The 17,855-nt window shown below is 73.1% G+C and carries 20 protein-coding genes; 5 read left to right on the plus strand and 15 right to left on the minus strand.

The window, feature by feature from the left end; genetic code table 11:
* Positions 1–242: 242 nt before the first annotated feature.
* Both wecB and ABWU78_RS06005 read left to right on the plus strand, forming a co-directional pair.
* On the plus strand, positions 243–1,430 hold the full coding sequence (gene wecB / locus ABWU78_RS06000) for a non-hydrolyzing UDP-N-acetylglucosamine 2-epimerase (RefSeq protein ID WP_439157832.1): 1,188 nt from the start codon (positions 243–245) through the stop codon (positions 1,428–1,430).
* Positions 1,431–1,442: 12 nt separating this feature from the next.
* Positions 1,443–1,667, plus strand: coding sequence for a hypothetical protein (locus ABWU78_RS06005; protein WP_253054891.1), 225 nt, complete (start codon positions 1,443–1,445; stop codon positions 1,665–1,667).
* A 246-nt stretch (positions 1,668–1,913) separates the two neighbouring features.
* Here the strand turns inward: ABWU78_RS06005 and ABWU78_RS06010 are convergent, their stop codons facing one another.
* Positions 1,914–2,570: an RNA polymerase sigma factor gene (locus ABWU78_RS06010; RefSeq protein WP_253054889.1), complete on the minus strand. Its 657-nt coding sequence runs from the start codon at positions 2,568–2,570 to the stop codon at positions 1,914–1,916.
* A 352-nt stretch (positions 2,571–2,922) separates the two neighbouring features.
* On the opposite strand from ABWU78_RS06010, the gene ABWU78_RS06015 reads away from it, so the two are divergent.
* Positions 2,923–3,315, plus strand: a complete 393-nt coding sequence (locus ABWU78_RS06015) for a hypothetical protein (RefSeq protein WP_353706854.1) — start codon at positions 2,923–2,925, stop codon at positions 3,313–3,315.
* 71 nt (positions 3,316–3,386) lie between these two features.
* Here ABWU78_RS06015 and ABWU78_RS06020 read toward each other — a convergent pair whose 3' ends face one another.
* The 10 genes from ABWU78_RS06020 to ABWU78_RS06065 form a co-directional block, all read right to left on the minus strand.
* Positions 3,387–3,557, minus strand: a complete 171-nt coding sequence (locus ABWU78_RS06020; protein WP_353706853.1) for a hypothetical protein — start codon at positions 3,555–3,557, stop codon at positions 3,387–3,389.
* Entirely contained in the window at positions 3,557–4,390 is an 834-nt protein-coding gene (locus ABWU78_RS06025) for a class E sortase (RefSeq protein ID WP_439157833.1), read from the minus strand. The genes ABWU78_RS06020 and ABWU78_RS06025 overlap by 1 nt, the downstream gene beginning before the upstream one ends.
* A 344-nt stretch (positions 4,391–4,734) precedes the next feature.
* A complete protein-coding gene (locus ABWU78_RS06030; RefSeq protein WP_253054881.1) occupies positions 4,735–4,974 on the minus strand; it encodes a BldC family transcriptional regulator in 240 nt (79 codons plus the stop codon).
* Positions 4,971–5,360: a hypothetical protein gene (locus tag ABWU78_RS06035; RefSeq protein WP_353706851.1), complete on the minus strand. Its 390-nt coding sequence runs from the start codon at positions 5,358–5,360 to the stop codon at positions 4,971–4,973. The genes ABWU78_RS06030 and ABWU78_RS06035 overlap by 4 nt, the downstream gene beginning before the upstream one ends.
* Positions 5,361–5,492: 132 nt before the next feature.
* On the minus strand, positions 5,493–6,014 hold the full coding sequence (locus tag ABWU78_RS06040; RefSeq protein ID WP_253054877.1) for a hypothetical protein: 522 nt from the start codon (positions 6,012–6,014) through the stop codon (positions 5,493–5,495).
* A 136-nt stretch (positions 6,015–6,150) separates the two neighbouring features.
* Positions 6,151–7,386, minus strand: a complete 1,236-nt coding sequence (locus tag ABWU78_RS06045; protein ID WP_439157834.1) for an ATP-binding protein — start codon at positions 7,384–7,386, stop codon at positions 6,151–6,153.
* Positions 7,387–7,605: 219 nt separating this feature from the next.
* Positions 7,606–9,129, minus strand: coding sequence for a sodium/solute symporter (locus ABWU78_RS06050; protein WP_253054873.1), 1,524 nt, complete (start codon positions 9,127–9,129; stop codon positions 7,606–7,608).
* Positions 9,126–9,554, minus strand: a complete 429-nt coding sequence (locus ABWU78_RS06055; RefSeq protein WP_253054871.1) for a heavy metal transporter — start codon at positions 9,552–9,554, stop codon at positions 9,126–9,128. Before ABWU78_RS06055 ends, ABWU78_RS06050 begins: the two co-directional genes overlap by 4 nt.
* Positions 9,555–9,679: 125 nt before the next feature.
* A complete protein-coding gene (locus tag ABWU78_RS06060) occupies positions 9,680–10,549 on the minus strand; it encodes a LytR/AlgR family response regulator transcription factor (protein ID WP_439157835.1) in 870 nt (289 codons plus the stop codon).
* Entirely contained in the window at positions 10,546–11,748 is a 1,203-nt protein-coding gene (locus tag ABWU78_RS06065) for a sensor histidine kinase (protein ID WP_439157836.1), read from the minus strand. The genes ABWU78_RS06060 and ABWU78_RS06065 overlap by 4 nt, the downstream gene beginning before the upstream one ends.
* 82 nt (positions 11,749–11,830) lie before the next feature.
* On the opposite strand from ABWU78_RS06065, the gene ABWU78_RS06070 reads away from it, so the two are divergent.
* Together ABWU78_RS06070 and ABWU78_RS06075 are read left to right on the plus strand one after the other, a co-directional pair.
* Entirely contained in the window at positions 11,831–12,796 is a 966-nt protein-coding gene (locus tag ABWU78_RS06070) for an ABC transporter substrate-binding protein (protein ID WP_439157837.1), read from the plus strand.
* Positions 12,783–13,724 carry a siderophore-interacting protein gene (locus ABWU78_RS06075; protein ID WP_439157838.1) on the plus strand — a complete coding sequence of 314 codons (942 nt, stop codon included), beginning with the start codon at positions 12,783–12,785 and terminating at the stop codon, positions 13,722–13,724. The genes ABWU78_RS06070 and ABWU78_RS06075 overlap by 14 nt, the downstream gene beginning before the upstream one ends.
* A 39-nt stretch (positions 13,725–13,763) precedes the next feature.
* On the opposite strand, the gene ABWU78_RS06080 is transcribed toward ABWU78_RS06075, so the two are convergent.
* From ABWU78_RS06080 to ABWU78_RS06095, 4 genes are all read right to left on the minus strand, one after another.
* Positions 13,764–14,423, minus strand: a complete 660-nt coding sequence (locus tag ABWU78_RS06080) for a hypothetical protein (RefSeq protein WP_439157839.1) — start codon at positions 14,421–14,423, stop codon at positions 13,764–13,766.
* Positions 14,416–14,946, minus strand: a complete 531-nt coding sequence (locus ABWU78_RS06085; RefSeq protein WP_439157840.1) for a hypothetical protein — start codon at positions 14,944–14,946, stop codon at positions 14,416–14,418. The genes ABWU78_RS06080 and ABWU78_RS06085 overlap by 8 nt, the downstream gene beginning before the upstream one ends.
* Positions 14,947–15,113: 167 nt before the next feature.
* Positions 15,114–15,404 (minus strand): YbdD/YjiX family protein, encoded by a 291-nt coding sequence (locus tag ABWU78_RS06090; RefSeq protein WP_308202341.1) that lies wholly within the window; start codon positions 15,402–15,404, stop codon positions 15,114–15,116.
* Positions 15,401–17,686 (minus strand): carbon starvation CstA family protein, encoded by a 2,286-nt coding sequence (locus tag ABWU78_RS06095; RefSeq protein WP_439157841.1) that lies wholly within the window; start codon positions 17,684–17,686, stop codon positions 15,401–15,403. The genes ABWU78_RS06090 and ABWU78_RS06095 overlap by 4 nt, the downstream gene beginning before the upstream one ends.
* Positions 17,687–17,855 lie beyond the last annotated feature (169 nt).

The raw sequence follows: 17,855 nt of genomic DNA on the forward strand, positions 1-17,855 counted from the left end.
CAAAAGACATGTCTTTTCCCTTTCCGTGTGCCGGTCTGTGGGCGCGTGTGTGCCGTGACCGGGTTGGGCTTGCTCTGGGGTAGACGGTGGGTCGGGGGTGGGTCTGACGGTGTGAACCGCAGGGTGAGCCCATCGACCGAGCCCGGCCTGTATCGGCACGGCATCCCCCCGTCATTGCGCTCGGTCGTTCTCGTCTGTCCCGCTGCACGGGGCGTTCCGGGACGATGACGAGGAGCAAGACGATGAGCACTGATGGCAGCCGGCGCAGGATCGCCGTGCTCTACGGGACGAGGCCCGAGGCGGTGAAGATGGCGCCCGTGGTGGCGGCGTTGCGGGCGTCTCGTGATCTGACGCCCGTCGTGGTCACGTCGGGTCAGCATCGCGAGATGCTCGACCAGGTGAACGACCTGTTTGGGATCGTTCCGGACCACGATCTGGGGCTCTTGCGGCACGGTCAGTCGCTTGACGACGTCGTGGCCGGCGCTCTCCAGGGTTTCGGTGCTTACCTGGACCGTCACCCGGTCGACGCGGTCGTGGTGCAGGGGGATACGAGCACCGCCTTCGCGGGGGCGCTCGCCGCGTACCACCGCCAGATCCCGGTCGTGCACGTCGAGGCTGGCCTGCGGACCGGTGACGTGTACTCGCCGTTCCCTGAAGAGGGAAACCGAAAGTTCGTGGGGTCGGTCGCGGCACTGCACTGCGCCCCGACCGAGGCTGCGGCCCACAACCTCTACGTCGAGAACGTGCCGCGCGAGAAGGTCGTCGTCACGGGCAACACCGTGATCGACGCCCTGCTGCGTACGGTCGAGCGGCAGGGCTCGACGGGCGACCCGGTGATCGATGTGGCCGTGTCCCAGGGGCGCCGTATTGTGCTCGTCACTGCGCATCGTCGTGAGTCGTGGGGTGCGGGGATCGGGGAGGTCGCGGGGGCGTTGGTCCGCGTCGCCAACCTCTACCCGGACGTTCTCGTGGTCCTCCCGATGCATCGCAACCCGCTCGTGCGAGACGTCGTCGTCCCGATCTTGTCCGAGGTGCCGAACGTCCACCTGACCGAGCCCATGGACTACGCGCCGTTCTGTCATCTGCTCGCGCACTCGACCGTCGTGGTCACGGACTCGGGTGGGATCCAGGAGGAGGCGCCGGCGGTCGACGTGCCCGTGATCGTCACGAGGGACACGACGGAGCGGCCCGAGGTCGTCCAGGCCGGCGGCGCGGTCCTCGTCGGCACGGACCAGAACCGCATCGTGCGCACGTTGCGCGAGCTGCTCACGAACGAGCAGTTCCACGCCCGCATGGCTCGTGCCGAGAACCCGTTCGGGGACGGTAGGGCGGCCGAGCGTACGGTGATCGCGCTACGAGCGATGCTCACAGCGCGTGGAGCGGCCACCGATGCCGGGGCGGCGGACCGCGCCGAGATCCTGGTCTCGTAGGTAGTGGTCGCGATGACGCTCTGGGGAGCGACGAGCGATCCTGCCGACCCGGACTGCGGTCTGCTGACGTCCTCGACCGCGTCCCGGCTGTTCGGCGTGGACGAGACCGTCCTCGTCGAGCTCGGTCGACGCGGTGCGTTGCGCACCCTGCGAGCATCGGACGGGCGCGCGCTCTACACGGCGGGCGACCTGCTCGATGTCGTGCGCAGCGGGTCCCCGCGGGAGAACGACCGATGACGGCGGACCTTCCTACCTACACGGAGACGTGGCCTCTCCTCACCTCGGCAGACCGGCGTCGCCTGGACGAGCTCGACGCGGCGCAGCGGGAGATCCTCGAGCGGCTCCTCGCGGTGCCGGCGGACGAGGTCGACGCGCCGCTGTTCGCCGAGCTCCAGGTGGAGAGACTGCGGGTCTATCGGACGGTGGTGAGTCACGCGGGCGGCAGATCGTCTCCGCCGCCCGCGGGATAGCGCTGGTGCCGGCTCAGAGGCCGGCCGCCTCCGCGCCTCGCAGTCGCGCGGCCGTGCGGCGCGCCTCCCGGTTCGCGTCCATCGTGCGACGCACCGTCGCACGAGCGCGGACGAGGAGCGCGGAGACGGCGTTCGGAGTCGTGTCGAGCTCGGTCGCGAGCTCTGCCACGGTCCGTCCGGCCATGGCGACCTGCCAGAGGACGTAGCGCTGGCGTTCCGAGCAGCCGGACATGCCCTCCACGGCCTCGTCCAGCTCCACCGAGCTCGTCGCGTGCGAACCGAGGTCGTAGGCCGAGGGGACGTCGACGGCCTCGTCGATCTCCACCGTCGGGAGCGTCTTGCGTCGAGAACGGTCGGTGGCGGCGTTGCGCACGGCCCGGGCGATGTAGGTCCGTGCGTACTCGACGGGTCCCTGACCGCGTCGGAAGAGGATGAGGATGCGGGTGAAGGCCTCCGCCGCGAGGTCGTCCGCTTCCCACTGGGAGCGGGTGTAGCGGCGGGCGACCACCAGGGCGTACGGGTAGTGCCTGCGCCAGAGCTCGGCGACCGCCTCCTGGTCTCCCTCGCGTGCACGCTCGCAGAGCACGGTGTCGGTATCGCCCGTGTCGAGGTGGCGCGGTGCATACCGGCGCCCGGTCGTCGTCTGCTCGTCGGTAGTGCTCAGGTCCATCCGTGGTGCCCCGTCCTCAGATGCTCGTCGTGGCCGCGCCGCCGCCCCGACGAGGCAGGTCGTGTGTGACTTCACCCACTGAGATGCGAGACGGTGCACATCGTGTCGCGGATCGAGGTGGTGATCGAGAGGGTGATTCAACATGCCCGGAAGGGGTGAGGCAGGGATGCTCTCGTGCGGTGTCGAGGCTGGTCAGGGTGTTGGGGGTCGGACGAGAGCCGAACGGCGGGTGCATGAGGCGGGGCGAGGGACGGTGCCGGGATGCGGCACCATCACACGTCGGGCCACGTGAGGACGGAGGCGACACGAGTCGTCCTCCGGAACGGAACGGTTGGACAGGGGTGGATGGAATGTGCCTGAGGAGAAGCACGTGACGGTGCGGGAGAGCGTGGCGATCTGGGCAGCGGGGACGGCCGTGGTCGTCATGCCGCTGAGCGCGAGCGTGTGGGACACGGAGGCCGACGCCGCAGCAGACGACGGGTACTGCCCGGTGCGCGTGGAGTGGCTCCAGGAGCTGCGCACGACGTTGGACGCCGATCACCAGGTGGTCTGTGCGCCGCTCGAGGATCCCGACTGGCTGGTCCTCCCGGAGGCAGACCTCGCGCAGGTCCGCCGTGTCCTCCGGGAGGAGGGGTACGACGTCGTGGTGGCCGACCCCGTGGCGGAGATGCCCGGTGCCGGGGGTGCGCCGGTAGAGCTCGAGATCGACGATCTTCTCGGGAGCGTTCCGCTGCCCGAGCAGTGAAGGACGGACGCCCCCCCGCTTGCGCCGCGGTCCTCGACGCGCTCGGAGCCGCCACGAGAAGCCGGATCCGCTCAGTCGGCGGCGTCGGTCTGGATGTTGGGGTCGTTGAACGGCATGTACTCCGACAGGAGCGGGAAGAGCCACTCGAAGCACGCGAGCACGACGGCGGCCAGCAGGACGAGCAGGATCCCCGCCCGGACCCACGCGGGCCCGGGCAGCACGCGCCACAGCGCCCCGTACATCACGCGCTCCCTTCGGCAGCAGGCGCCGCCTGACCGACCAGGTCCGGCGGCGTGCCGTCCTCGACCGGCATCCAGTAGTCGAGCTTCGCATTCACGATGAACCGGGCCACGAGCGAGTTCAACCCGATCGGATGGCACGTCGTCAACGTCAGATACCGCTCCGTGGGCTCGACGCCCGGCTGCCACGGCACCGGGGCCACGGCCTCCACCTGGTCAGGCTTGACCGCCTGCAGGTGGTCCACCCGGTACACGTACCAGATCCCACCGGCCTCCACGACGATCGGGTCGCCGACCTGCAGCTCCTCCACGTCGTGGAAGATCTTGCCGTACGTCTGCCGGTGGCCCGCGAGGGAGAAGTTCCCGACGTCGCCCGGCATGACCGTCTCCGCGTAGTGGCCCGCCTGGCCCTGGTCGAGGATCGTCCGCTTGTCCGTCCCCTCCGCGATCGGCATCATCTTCCCGTCCCACCGCGGCACGTACAGCGTGCCCCACACCTCGCCCAGCGCCAGCGCCTCCATGACCGGAGGCTCGTCCCGCCGGACGGTCGTCGCGACGTCGCCCGCGTCCGGCGTGGGCGCACCCATCTCCTCCAACACCTGCGCCTGCACCCGGTCCGCCTGCACGTCCGTCCACCACAGCTGCCACACCACGTACAGGCCCAGCACGATCCCGAGCGTGATGAGCAGCTCCCCGAGAACACCCACGACCGACGACACCGCACCACGCCCGGAGCCCGGTCCGGTGGCGGCGCGACGATGGTGCGGAGGGGGTGGGGGGAGCGGACTCCCGGCGGCCATCTCCTCGAGCTGGTCCCACAGCGTGGGATGCGTCATGGTCTGCTCCTCGTCCGCAGAGGCCCCCGAGGCGTGCCTCTCTGTGAAGACAGACTGGTGAAGCGGACGGTCATGGCGGACCACCGTGGGTGAACTGGCAGGTGAAGCTTGTCGGTAGCGTGCCGCGCCCCCGTCACGCAGGGAGCCACCGGGCGTCGCTCGAACCCGCGGACAGGGCGCGGTGGGACGGACGCGCATCTCGCGGCCGTCCGTGAAGCTGGGGAGGCCCCGCAGGGCCTCTGAGCTTCTTCAGCTGCCCAGCGCGAGCAGCAGGGAGGCCGCGACGCAGCAGAGACCCGCCGCGCAGACGGCGGCTGCGAGCCATGTGCCGAGTCGCGATCCCGTCACGACGGTGTCTCGCTCGTCCGGCCGGTGCGTGCGGATTCGATCAGGCGCTCGATCTCGTCGGCGTCGAAGCGTCGGTGGCCACCGAGCGTCCGGACGGACGTGATCTTGCCCGCCTGGGCCCAGCGGGTGACGGTCTTTGGGTCGACCCGGAAGAGAGCCGCCACCTCGGCCGGGGTGAGCAGTGACGGCCGTTCGCCCTCGTCGCGGCCCGCGGCCGCGCGTCGTCGTGCGATCATGCGGCGGCTCCTACGGCCGTGGCGGGCACGGGGTCGAGGTCGTCTCGGTCGAGCGGCTCGGCCGAGCGGAAGGCTCGCGCGAGCAGCGGGTCTCGTACCCCGAGATCGGGCTGGGGAAGCCACGCGAGCAGTGCGAGATCGAGGTCGTCGGCCACTGCCGCCGCAGCGCGCGCCCGGCAGCCCGGTGGGACGCCGAGCGCGCGGAGCGTCGCGCACAGGTCCTGCACGGCCAGGTAGAGAAGGGCCGCGTCCGCTCCGGCCGCGTAGGCCTGGCACAGCGGCACGATAGCGTCGACGACCGTCCTGCTGAACAGGCCGGTACGCCGCCAGTGCAGGCGCTCCACCCGGTTCACGTACGCCCCGATCTCGTGCACGAAGTCATCCACGCCCGTCCGCCTCTCTCCGGTCGACCCCCCGCTCCACATCAGACGTCGCCCGCGCTCGTTGCGACCGGTCGGACGAGGGTGATGAGTGGGATGAGATCGGGCGAACACGGCCGAACCGGCCCGAGCAGGGCTTCACGAGTCCTCCGCGAGGCTGCGCAGGTCCGGCCGGTTCGCCGCGGTCAGCCCGCGGAGTGCACCGGCGGCCCTGAGGACGCTGTCCGTCTCGCCCACGCGTGCGGCACACAGGCCCGCCCAGAGCAGCTCGCGCGCGAGGGCCTCGCCCGTCACGGTGAGCGGGGCGGCCTCCACGACGACCATGGTTCGCAGGAGGCGGGCCACCGGAGAGCCGTGACCGGGGTGGTCCGGTGGGCACTGCAGCACGGTCGTCGTCCGGACGTCGATCGCGTGCGAGAGGGCATGGCGTGCCGAGCGGCTCGCGCCGAGGAGCAGTGGGGTACGGCCCCACCACCTGCGAGGCCGGGCGTCGAGACGATCGTGCAGGTCCTCCAGCTCGTCGGGCGTGAGCACGGGCGCCAGCACGGTGTCCACCCGCTGGGTGGTGGCGCACGGCAGCGCTCGGTGGCGCGTCGTGGTGAGCGTGGCGTACCCCCAGATCGTCGGGAGCGCAGCCGTCGTCGAGCGTGCCAGTTCCATGTCCCGTCCTCCCACGTGCGGGCCCACCCCGTCACGTGTTCAGACGGCGCTTGGCTCCTGCCGTGACGGGCGTCACGCGAGGCCGAGGTCGGGGGCCGTGGTCGTCGCCCCCCCGCCAGGTCACCGATCGTGACGGTCAAGGACCCAGCAGCGCGGCCGGTACGACGGCGATCCCGTCCCGCCGCCGATAGGCGTGGGGCCCGGGCGTGACGACGGCCGCGTCGAGGAGGTCGGCGCCGATCCTGTCGCGGAGCCATGCGAGGTGCCGGACGTCGTGGTCGGTGACCGTGGTCGCGAGCTTGACCTCGATCGCCAGGACCCGGCCGTCCGGACGCTCGACGATGATGTCGACCTCGTGCGCGCCGTCAGCCGTCCGGAGGTGACGTACCCGTGCTTCGGACCGTTCGGCATAGACCTGGACGTCCAGAGTGACGAGGTGCTCGAACAGCGATCCGAGCAAGGTCCCGTCGCGCAGGTTGGGGACCGGGCCGTCGCTGCCCCCGAGAAGCGCGGACTGGTCTGCACCGAGCAGATGAGCGGCGAGACCGGGGTCCGCGAGCTGGTGCTTGGGTCCGCGCGCGAGCCGGGTGAGGTGATTCCTGCCTGGGAGCCACGCTTCGACGGGATCGAGCATCCAGAGCTGTTCAAGCACGTCGCGGTACGCGGTCACGGTGCTCCGAGCGGGCTTCTCGGAGAGGCCGGGTGTGGCGGCGTCAAGGATCCGTTGGTAGGTCGCAGTCGTCGACGTCGCGGCTGCATAGGCCGTGAGCCACGCGCGCAGGACGCCCGGGCGACGCACGACGAGTCCTTGCTCGGGGAACGCCCTCGTGACGATCAGGTCCACGTATCCCTCGAGCCGGTGCCGACGGGCTCGCGGCGCGAGGGCGTGGATGTCCGGGAACCCGGAACGCACGATCTCGTCGACGTAGTCACGTGTGCCGCGTCTCGACGACCCGGTGATCTCGGGCCGAGACCCGTCCAGCAGGTCGCCGAGGCTGACGGTGGGTTCTGCAAACCCTCGCTCCAGGAGGCTCATGGGACGCATGCGAAACGTGACGAACCGGCCTGCCCCGGAGTGGACGGGTGCTTCGAGGGGGACGGAGCTGCCGGTCAGCAGGTAGGTCCCGATGCCGTCGTCGACCGCTCGTCGAACCACGTCCCACGACTCCGGGACCCGCTGCCACTCGTCCACGAGCAGCGGGTGCTCTACGGCGCGGATTCGTGCCGGGTCGCTGGCGAACAACTCACGTTCGCGAGGATCGTCCAGGCGCATCACCGTGCGGGCGCGTTGTTGCGCGGTGGCTGTCTTCCCCACGCCTTTCGGCCCGTGGAGCTCGATCGTCGGCAGCTCTGCGACCAGCTCGTCGAGCACGTCGTCGATGACGCGCCTGCGGTAGTCCATCACTGATCGGCTCCCTGGTGCTCGCGTGCTCCCGGCCCCGGTAGAGAACCGACCAGGAGGCTCGTCGGCCTCCTACGCTACAGATTTCAGGACTCTTACGCTACAAATTTCATGCCCTCCACGCTACAGATTCCCGGCCCTTCTACGTGTTCCGGTGCTCGCGTCCTCACCCTGCCTGTCTGCCGGGGGTCACGGCCGGCGGCGCTCCGGCACGTGCAGGCGCTGCAGGAACCGGTCGGTGCGTAGCGGCGGGCCGTGCCGGTCGAGCAGCGACACGACGACGACGGTCGCGGTCGCGAGCGGGATGGTCCAGGCCGCGGGCTGGGCGAGCAGCGCGCGCACGACGCCGGGGACGCCGTCCGCCGTCGCGCCTGACGAGACCGTCCCGTAGCCCGCGGCGACGAGCGCGGACGAGGCGAGCAGCGCCGTCGCGCACAGGACGGAGCCCACGACCATCCCCGCCACGGCGCCGCGCGCGGTGAGGCGGCGCCACCACACGCCGAGCAGGATCACCGGCGACAGCGCGGAGGCGGCGAAGACGAACACCGTCCCGACGCTCGTCACGAGGCCCTGCGGGATGGCGACGAGCGCGAACGCGAGCGGGATGAGCGTGCACGCGACGGCGGACCACCGGAACGAGCGCACGGTCCCGCCGAACAGGTCCTGGCTCACGACGCCGGCGAGCGCCACGACCAGCCCCGACGACGTGCCGAGGAACGCCGCGAACGCGCCGGCGACGACGAGCGCCGCGAGCAGCTCGCCGCCGAGGCCCGGCACGAGTCGGGTCGGCAGGGTGAGCACCACCGTGTCGGCGACGCCGGGCGCCGCGAGGTCGGGCGCCACCACCCGGGCGACGAGCCCGAGCGTGCTCGACACCATGTAGAACACGCTGATCATCACGAGCACGACGACGGTCGTGCGGCGGGCCGAGCCGCCGTCGGGCGAGGTGTAGAAGCGCACGAGCACGTGCGGCAGCCCGGTCGTCCCGAGCAGCAGCGCGAGCAGGAGCGACGCGGTCGCGTACGCGTCGAGACCGCCCGGCCCGGCCTCGGGCGGGAAGACGGCGGCGGGGTCGAACGTGACGACGGCGCCCCCGGGCTCGAACGCACCGCCGAGCGCCATGAGCACGAACACGAGCGGCAGCGCGAGCGCGGTCAGCTTGACCCAGAACTGGAACGCCTGGACGAAGGTGATGGAGCGCATGCCGCCCGCCGCGACGACCGCGCTCACGACGACCGCGATCCCCACCGACCCGACCCACGGCGGGACGGGCGCGACGCTCGTGATGACGAGCGCCGCGCCGTGGAGCTGCGGCACCACGTACAGCCACCCGATGACGAGCACGAGCACGCTCGTGACGCGGCGCGCGACGACGGAGTCGAGCCGGGCGTGCACGAAGTCCGGGATCGTGTAGGCGCCGCTGCGCCGCAGCGGTCCCGCGACGAACAGCAGGACCAGCAGGTAGCCGGCCGCGTACCCGACGGGGAACCAGAACGCCTCCGCTCCCGAGAGCAGCACGAGCCCCGAGAGGCCGAGGAACGTGCCCGCCGACAGGTACTCGCCGCTGATCGCCGACGCGTTCCACACCGGCCGCACCGTCCGCGACGCGACGAAGAAGTCGCTCGTGGTGCGTGAGATGCGCAGGCCGTAGAACCCGATGAGGCCGGTCGCGAGCAGCAGCAGCCCGATCGCGACGAGGGGCAGCGCGCTCACGCGGCGCCCGCCTCGTCGGGTCCTGCCTCGTCCGGGCCGGCCTCGGCGGACCCGCCCGATCCCTCTGCGAGCGCGCGGTACCGGCGCTCGTTGTGCGCCGCCGCGACGGCGAACACGACCGCGAACGCGACGATCACGGGGTAGAAGCCGTACGCGTGCACGAGCCACGGGAGCGGGACGCCGGCGACCACCACCGCGTCCAGCGCGGGCACCGCGCTCATCGTCACCGTGAGCAGCGCGACGACCGCGAGGAACGAGACGACGCACGCGAGCCCGAGCCGGAGCTGCGCCCGGACGAGGCCGCGCGTGTAGTGCGCGGCGGCGTCGTCCGGCTCCTCGGGGCGACGCGGAGACGCCGTGGGCGTGCCCGACGACGGTCCGCCCGCCGGGACGCCGGCCGGGGGATCGGTCGACCGGACGCGCACGCGCTCGGGACGACGCCCGTCGGGCGCCGCACTCCGGGCCGGGGGATGCACCCCGGGGTGCGGCTCTCGACCGGGAGCGCGTCCGTCGTCGGTCGGGGGCGGGGCCGACGAGGGGTCCGGGCCGCTCACGACGGGCCCCGGTGGGGACCGAGCAGCGCCTCCCGCACGGCCGGGACCATGCGGCGGCTCACCGGCACCTCGTGCCCCGCCACGACGAGCGCGGGCTGCGCCCCGCCGAACCGCGCCGCGGTCACGGCGGCCCGGTCCACGAGGTACGACCGGTGGACGCGCAGGAACCCGGCGGGCGCCCACCGCTCCTCGAGGTCGGACAGCGGCTCGCGCACGAGGAACTGCTCGGTGTCCGTGACGAGGCGCGAGTAGTCGCCCTGCGCCTGGACCCACCGCACCGCGCTGCGGCGGACGAGGCGCGTCGTCGTCCCGACCGTCACGACGAGCGTCTCGTCCTCCGGGGCCCCGCGCGGCGGGGCGGCCGGCGCGGCGGGAGGGGCGGCGCTCGCGGGCGGCGACCCTGCGCCGTCGGGCACGCCGCCGGCCCCGACACCTCGCCCGGCGCGGTCCGCGACGCGCTCCACGACCCGGTCGACGGCGCGCGTCAGGCGCTCGCGGCGCACGGGCTTGAGCACGTAGTCGACGGCCTCGACGTCGAACGCCTCGAGCGCGCGGGCCTCGTCCGCGGTGACGAACACGACCGCGGGGCGGTCGGTGAACCGCGAGAGCGCGCGAGCCAGGTCGAGGCCGGTCAGCCCGGGCATGTGGATGTCGAGGAACGCCGCGTCGACCGTGCGCGAGGAGAGCTCGCGCAGCGCCTCCGACCCGGTCGCGACGCCGAGCACGGTCCGCACGCGCGGGTCGCGCCGCAGCAGGGCGACGAGCTCGTCGAGCACGGGCCGCTCGTCGTCGGCGACGAGCACGTCCAGCCCGACGGCGGGCGGGTCCTGGGGCGCCGGGCCGGGGGCCGGGTCGGTGCCGGTCACGGCACGCTCACCTCCGTCTCGTGCAGGGGCTGGGAGCGGGGCACGCGCAGGCGCACGAGCGTGCCGGAGCCGGGGGCGGTCTCGATGTCGAGCGCGTGGTCGTCGCCGTAGAGCTGGCGCACGCGCCGGTCGACGTTGCGCAGGCCCACGTGCTCGCTCCCGCGCGACGTGAGGAGCTCGCGCACGACGGCCGGGTCCATGCCGACGCCGTCGTCCTCCACCGTGATCTCCGTCTGGGTGCCCTCGTCGCGCGCGGTGATGACGATCGTCCCGCCCCGCTCCTGGGGTTCGAGGCCGTGCCGGACCGCGTTCTCGACGAGCGGCTGCACCGACAGGAAGGGGATGACGGTCGTGAGGGACTCGGGCGCGATCTGCAGGGTCACGGCGAGGCGCTCGCCGAACCGGGCCCGTTCCAGCTCGACGTAGGAGTGGATGGAGCGCAGCTCGTCGGCGAGCGTCGTGAAGTCGCCGCGGCCGCGGAACGAGTAGCGCGTGAAGTCGGCGAAGTCGAGCACGAGGTCGCGCGCCCGTTCCGGGTCCGTGCTGATGAACGACGCGATGGCGCCGAGCGCGTTGTAGACGAAGTGGGGGCTGATCTGGGCGCGCAGCGCGCGCAGCTCGGCCTGTGCGAGCGCGGTGCGCGAGGCCTCGAGCTCGCCGAGCTCGAGCTGCGCCGAGCACCACTGCGCGACCTCGCCCGTCGCGCGCACGAGCGGCGGGCGCACCGTGCCCGCGAACGCGACGACGACGCCCGCGACGCGCCCGCCCGTCACGACCGGCGCCCCGACGGCGTCCGCGACGTCGCCGCCCGCCTCGTCGCCGTCCTTGTGGTCCCGGCTCTCGACGTGCCGCCGACCGGTGGCGAGCACCCGCTCGGCGACCCGGCGCGCGTCGGGCTCCAGCGTCGTGCTGCCGTCGAGCGCGACCGCGCCCTCGGCCGTGACGACGGCGAGCGCGTCCGCGCCGAGGAGCTGGCGCAGCGAGCGGGCCGCGCGCCCGACGTCGTCGCCGTCGAGCCCGCCCCGCAGGTGCGTCGCGGCACGCGACGCGAGGTGCAGGGTGCGGAACGTCGCGCGGTCCGAGTCGCTCCCGAGCTCGCGCGACCCGCGCGCGAGCCGCCACGCGAGCACGAGCCCGAGGGTGAGCAGCACGCCCACGACGAGACCGGCGACGGCGCCGGCGAACACGGGCCCGGACATGCAGCGATCGTAACCAGCGTCACGTCCCGTCCTGTGTCGGCGCGAAGGTAAGGTGAGGCAACCCTACGGAAGGCGAAGCCCTGTGCCCATCTCCCGGACCACCTCGTCCAGCCCTCGCGTGCGCGGCGTGCTCGCCGGTGCCGTCGTGCTCGCCTCCGGTCTGCTCGCGGCCTGCTCGTCCGACCCCGCGCCCGCCGCGACCGGCGCGCCCGCGCCGGACGACACCGCGTCGGGGTATGCCGTCGAGCACGCGCGGGGGACCGCCGAGCTCGACGCGGCGCCCGTGCGCGTCGTGACGCTCGAGCCCGTCGAGACGGACACCGCGGTCGCGCTCGGCGTCGTCCCCGTGGGCGCCGCCGTGCTGAGCGTCGAGGCGGGCGTGCCCGCGTACCTCGGCGAGGAGGCGCAGTCGATCGAGGTCGTCGGGACCGTGCCCGAGCCGAGCCTCGAGGCCATCGCGGCGCTCGAGCCGGACCTCATCCTCGGCACGGAGTCACGCCACTCCGACCTCTACGACCAGCTCGCGAGCGTGGCACCGACCGTCTTCATGGCGACCCAGACCGACCCGTGGCAGGAGAACGTGCTGCTCGTCGGCCGCGCGCTCGGCCGCGAGACGGACGCCCAGGCCCTGCTCGACGCCTACGACGCGCGGTGCGCCCAGCTCCAGGAGGACTACGACGTCAGCGGGACGGCACAGCTCCTGCGCCCGCGCGACGGCATCGTGTCCGCTTACGGGCCCCGGTCGTTCGCCGGCAGCACGCTCGAGTGCGTCGGGTTCTCGACGCCGGCGCAGGACTGGGGCGAGGACATCTCGGTCGACCTCTCGCCCGAGCGCGTGACCGAGGCCGCCGCCGACCTCGTCCTCGTCTCGGCCGCCGACCCCGACGACGCGTCCGCGGTCCCGGCCGAGATCCCGCTCAACGCCGCGTCGTTCCCCGACGTGCGCGTCGTCGACCAGTCGTACTGGATCAGCGGCGTCGGCCCGCTCGGTGGCCAGGCCGTGCTCGACGACGTCGAGCAGTTCCTCCAGGACCGTGCCGGGTCCTGACCGGCCGGCCGGGCCTCCGGTCGCGGTCGGGAGCCCGGCCGGGAGCACGGTCGGGGGCGAGGCCGGGTGCCGGTTCCACCGGTCGCCCAACGTCCTCTTCCCGACGGCGGTCGCGCGCGTGCACGACGTCGGCCCGCGCCTGGTGCGCGTGACCCTCGCGGCCCCCGCCCTGGCGGGGTGCGCCGACGTCGGGCTCGACCAGCGCGTGAAGATCCTCCTGCCCGGACCGGGGGCGGACGAGCTCGCGCGGCGGGCGCGCCTGGCGGGCGAGAGCGCGTGGCGACGCGAGTGGGCGGCGCTCGACGACGCGGTGCGTCCGGTGATGCGGTCGTACACGCCCGTCGCCGTCCGGTCGCGGGACGCCGAGGTGGACCTCGACGTGTACCTGCACGAGCCGGCGGGCCCGGCGAGCGCCTGGGCGCGGCGCGCGGCGCCCGGGGACCGCGTGCTGCTGTCCGCGCCGCACGTGCGGTTCGGCGTGACCGACCACGGCACCCAGTGGGACCCGGGGCCGGACGTCGCGCACGTGCTGCTCGTCGGGGACGAGACCTCGGCGCCCGCGGTGCGCGGCATCCTCGCGAGCCTCGGACCCGACGTCCGGGCGGACGTGCTCGTCGAGGCCGACGACCCGGCGGACGCGCCGGTCGGCGACGTGCCCGCGCGCGTGCGGGTCGAGCACGTGCCTCGGCACCGTCGTGGGGGCGAGCGGGCCGTGCTGGGCGCGGTCCGCGCCTGGGCGGTGGAGCACGGCCGGTCCGCGGCCGACGCGGGCGCGGGCTTCTACGCGTGGTGCGCGACGGAGAGCGCGACCGTCGCGCGGGTCCGCGCCGAGCTGGTGGCGGCGGGGATCCAGAGGTCGCGCGTGCACGCCCAGGGCTACTGGCACGACCGGCCCCGGCGTCGCCCGGGGGACGCCGACGCGGCCTGAGGCCCGCACCGGCCGTCCGGCGTGCGCCCCTCGCCGCGCTCAGACGATGATCGCGACCACGACGACGAACAGCACGACGCACACCAGCAGCGTGCCGATCCCGACCAGCAGGCCGAGGGCGACCGGGTGCGCCTGCGGCCAGGGCACGAGCCGCCGGTCGAACGCACGGAGCTGGGCCGGCGTGACCGGCTGGTGCCAGGGCGTGAGCGGGACGCCGCGGCGCGCCAGGTCGAGCGCGACGGCGGAGAGCTGGTCGCGGTCCCACATCTGCCCGACGAGCAGGAGCAGCCGCTTCGACGGCCCGACCACGATGAGGTGGTGCGTCGCTCCGGCCGCCCCGAACGCCATGCGGTCCACGGTGACGACGCGGTCGACGTCCGCGACCGTGAACCGCTTCGACCGGCCCCAGCCGTGCACGGCGTACGTCCCGTCGCCCAGGACGAGCCGCGCGCGGTCGACCATGCGGCGCGCGAGCGCGTACGTCAGCGGGATCATCGCGAGCGCGAACGCGAGGAGGCCGAGGGCGAGCGCCGGGTAGCCGCCCGTGATCGCCGCCGGGAGCTGGGCGAGGCCCACGAGCGGCGCGAGGATCGAGACCACCGTCATGTTGGAGCGCAGCACCTGACGCTTCGCGGCGTCACCCATGGCCAGCACGGTCAGGGCCGGGACCGCCCCGCCACCCGCGATCGCCTCAGCCACGGCGGAAGAGCTTTCGTCCGGTGGCCGGGTGCAGGGGCGACCCGGCGGGGATCTCGACGGCGTTCGCCCAGACCGGCATGTCGTCCGGGCGCAGCGCCCCGGCGCGGACGGCACGGTCGCACACGCCGCGCGCGACCGCGGCGAGGCTCTCGCGGCAGGAGAAGACGCCGTCGACGAGGGACAGGGCGACGGTCGTGGCGGGAGGCCGGCCCGCGCCCCGGTCGAGGGGCCCGACCGTGGCGACGGCTCGGCCGTGCGCGACGAGGGCCGTCACGCGCGGGGTGACCCAGCGCAGCACGTCGAGGTCGTCGAGGAAGAAGGCCCGACCGGCGCCCCCGATCTCCCACAGCGCCGCACCGGCCTGGTGGGCGGCGTCCGAGGCGCGGCGCTTCCAGCGCTGGGAGCCGAACGCCTCGGCGACCCAGCCGGCCGCGGTCGCCGGATCGGTGTCGAGCGCGACCGACACGGTGGGGATCTGACCCCGCGGCGGGTCGAGCGTGATGGGAACAGGAGGACGAGCCACGCGGTCACGCTAGCGCTCCGGAGGCGCCGTCCGCGCCCCCGGGCCAGGTGCCGAACACGACGTCGGTGTCGTTATCGGGTGGATGACGACACCGACGTCGTGCTCGACGGCGCGCAGGGTCGTGCTCGACCGGCTAGAGGGCCGCGAGGGGACCGCGTGCGGGCCGGTCAGCAGCAGCGCGAGCCCGGGTTGGCGTCCTGCTCGGCGTGGCGCATGCGCCAGAACTCGCGCTCGGTCATCACGACCCCGCCCGGGTGCACCGCACGCTGGTGCGCGGCGTAGGTCGCGTACGCGTCGTCGCCCATGACCTGCCGCACGTACCAGCGGACGGACGCGGCGCCGTCGCGCACCCGACGGGCGACGCCCGCCGCGAGCGCGGGGAGACGGGAGCGGGACCCCGCCGCGACGGCCGGGACGACCGTCGCGGCGGAGCCCTGCGAGCCCTGCCGCACCGTCACCGGTGCCCCGTCGCGGCAGGACGCTTCTCGGGCGGCAGGGCCGCCCACTCCTTCTGGATCTCCTTCTCGGCCTTCGTCGCGAACAGGTCGGCCGGGGCGAACCGGCGCGACGCGACGGGCGGGTCCTCGTGGTTCGTGCCGCCGCCGTCGCGCAGCGCCTTCGCGGTCACGAGGACCGACGCGACGATGACGACGATCGCGAGGACGACGAACACGATCGACAGCGTGCCCTGGACGAACGTGTTGCGGACGACCGCCTCCATGGCCTCGACCGAGCCGGCGGTGCCGAACGACGTCTCTCCGGCGGCGAGGGCGTCCTTGAACGCGTCGTGGTTGGCCCAGTACCCGACCGCGGGGACGGGCGAGAAGATCTTCTCGATCGACGCCCAGATGGTGATGACCGCGGTGAACGCGAGCGGCGCCGCGACGATCCACAGCCAGCGCTGGTAGCTGCGCCCGCGCTTGGCGACGATCGCCAGCACGACGGCGAGCGCGATGGCCGCGAGGAGCTGGTTGGCGATGCCGAACAGCGGGAAGAACGTGTTGATGCCGCCGAGCGGGTCGGTCACGCCGAGGTAGAGGATCGATCCCCACCCGGCGACCATGATCGCGGTGCACAACCACACCCCGGGGCGCCACGTCACGTCCCGGAACCTCGGCACGACGTTGCCGATCGTGTCCTGGAGCATGAACCGCGCGACGCGCGTGCCGGCGTCGACGGCGGTGAGGATGAACAGCGCCTCGAACATGATCGCGAAGTGGTACCAGAAGCCCATCATCGCGGTGCCGCCCACGAGCTGCTGCATGATGTGCGCGAGTCCCAGGGCGAGCGTGGGGGCGCCGCCCGTGCGGGACACGATCGACGGCTCACCGACGGCCTCGGCCGTGGACGTGAGCATGTCCGGCGTGAGGTTGACGCCCATGAGGCCGAGCCCGTTGACGAACGCGACCGCGCCCTCCACGGTGCCCCCGGTCGCGGCCGCGGACGAGTTCATCGCGAAGTAGACGCCGCGGTCGATCGAGATCGCGGCGACGAGCGCCATGATCGCGACGAACGACTCCATGAGCATGCCGCCGTAGCCGATGAAGCGCGTCTGGCGCTCCTTCTCAACGAGCTTGGGCGTCGTGCCCGACGCGATGAGGGCGTGGAACCCGGACAGGGCACCGCACGCGATCGTCACGAACAGGAAGGGCCAGAGGGCGCCGGACACCACCGGGCCGGTCTCGCCGCTCGCGAACTCGCTGATCGCGGGGACGGTGATCTCCGGTCGCACGACGATCACCGCGACGGCGAGGACGACGATGACGCCGACCTTCATGAACGTCGACAGGTAGTCGCGCGGGGCGAGCAGGAGCCACACGGGCAGGACGGCGGCGACGAAGCCGTAGACGATCACCCCGACGGCGATGGTCGTGCGGTCGAGGGTGAAGAGGTCGGCGCCCCACGCGGTGTCGGCGATCCAGCCGCCGCCGATGATCGCGGCGAGCAGCAGGACGAAGCCGATGACCGAGACCTCGGTGATCTTGCCCGGGCGGAGGTAGCGCAGGTAGACGCCCATGAAGAGCGCGATCGGGATCGTCATCGACACGGAGAACACGCCCCACGGGCTCTCGCCGAGCGCGTTGACGACGACGAGCGCGAGGATCGCGACGATGATGATCATGATGAGCAGCGACGCGACGATCGCGGCGGTGCCGCCCACGCGCCCGAGCTCCTGGCGCGCCATCTGGCCGATGGTCCGCCCGCCCCGGCGCATCGAGAAGAACAGGACGAGGTAGTCCTGCACCGCGCCCGCGAGCACGACGCCGACGATGATCCAGATCGTGCCTGGCAGGTACCCCATCTGGGCGGCGAGCACCGGGCCGACGAGCGGGCCGGCGCCGGCGATGGCGGCGAAGTGGTGGCCGAACAGCACGTGGCGGTCGGTCGGGACGTAGTCCTTGCCGTCCTCGCGCGACTCGGCGGGCGTCGCCCGGCGGTCGTCGGGGCGCGTGATGTAGCGCTCGATGACCTTGGAGTAGAAGCGGTACCCGATGAGGTACGTGCACACGGCGGCGAACACGAACCAGATCGCGTTGACGGTCTCGCCGCGGACGACCGCGAGCATGACCCAGGCGATGCCGCCGAGCAGCGAGATCGCGACCCAGAGGGCGATCTTCTGCGGGGTCCAGCGGGTCCGGGTGCGGTCCTCGGGCACCGCCGTGGGGGGCAGCGACGGGTCCGGCACGATCTCCGGCTCGTCGGGGGCGGCGTTCCGCGCCGCGCGGGTGTCTGTCGTCATCGAGCCTCTCCAGGGTCGCGTCGTTGCGTCCGACCTCGGAAGGCTAGGGAGCCCGCGCGGGGGTGATCCAGGTCACGTCGACCGGCGGTCGAGGTGTGCGACGAACGGTGCCCCGCGTGCGACGAACGGCGCCCGCCGCGCGTCGCGACGAGCCCGGCGATACGTTCGA

The sequence above is a fragment of the Cellulosimicrobium sp. CpK407 genome (assembly GCF_051844275.1).
Lineage (GTDB): Bacteria > Actinomycetota > Actinomycetes > Actinomycetales > Cellulomonadaceae > Cellulosimicrobium > Cellulosimicrobium cellulans_G.

Bases quoted from the DNA above. Each gene is read 5' to 3' on its own strand.
- wecB (WP_439157832.1), top strand. From the start codon at position 243: ATGAGCACTGATGGCAGCCGGCGCAGGATCGCCGTGCTCTACGGGACG.
- ABWU78_RS06005 (WP_253054891.1), top strand. From the start codon at position 1,443: ATGACGCTCTGGGGAGCGACGAGCGATCCTGCCGACCCGGACTGCGGT.
- ABWU78_RS06010 (WP_253054889.1), bottom strand. From the start codon at position 2,570: ATGGACCTGAGCACTACCGACGAGCAGACGACGACCGGGCGCCGGTAT.
- ABWU78_RS06020 (WP_353706853.1), bottom strand. From the start codon at position 3,557: ATGTACGGGGCGCTGTGGCGCGTGCTGCCCGGGCCCGCGTGGGTCCGG.
- ABWU78_RS06025 (WP_439157833.1), bottom strand. From the start codon at position 4,390: ATGACGCATCCCACGCTGTGGGACCAGCTCGAGGAGATGGCCGCCGGG.
- ABWU78_RS06030 (WP_253054881.1), bottom strand. From the start codon at position 4,974: ATGATCGCACGACGACGCGCGGCCGCGGGCCGCGACGAGGGCGAACGG.
- ABWU78_RS06040 (WP_253054877.1), bottom strand. From the start codon at position 6,014: ATGGAACTGGCACGCTCGACGACGGCTGCGCTCCCGACGATCTGGGGG.
- ABWU78_RS06065 (WP_439157836.1), bottom strand. From the start codon at position 11,748: ATGTCCGGGCCCGTGTTCGCCGGCGCCGTCGCCGGTCTCGTCGTGGGC.
- ABWU78_RS06095 (WP_439157841.1), bottom strand. From the start codon at position 17,686: ATGACGACAGACACCCGCGCGGCGCGGAACGCCGCCCCCGACGAGCCG.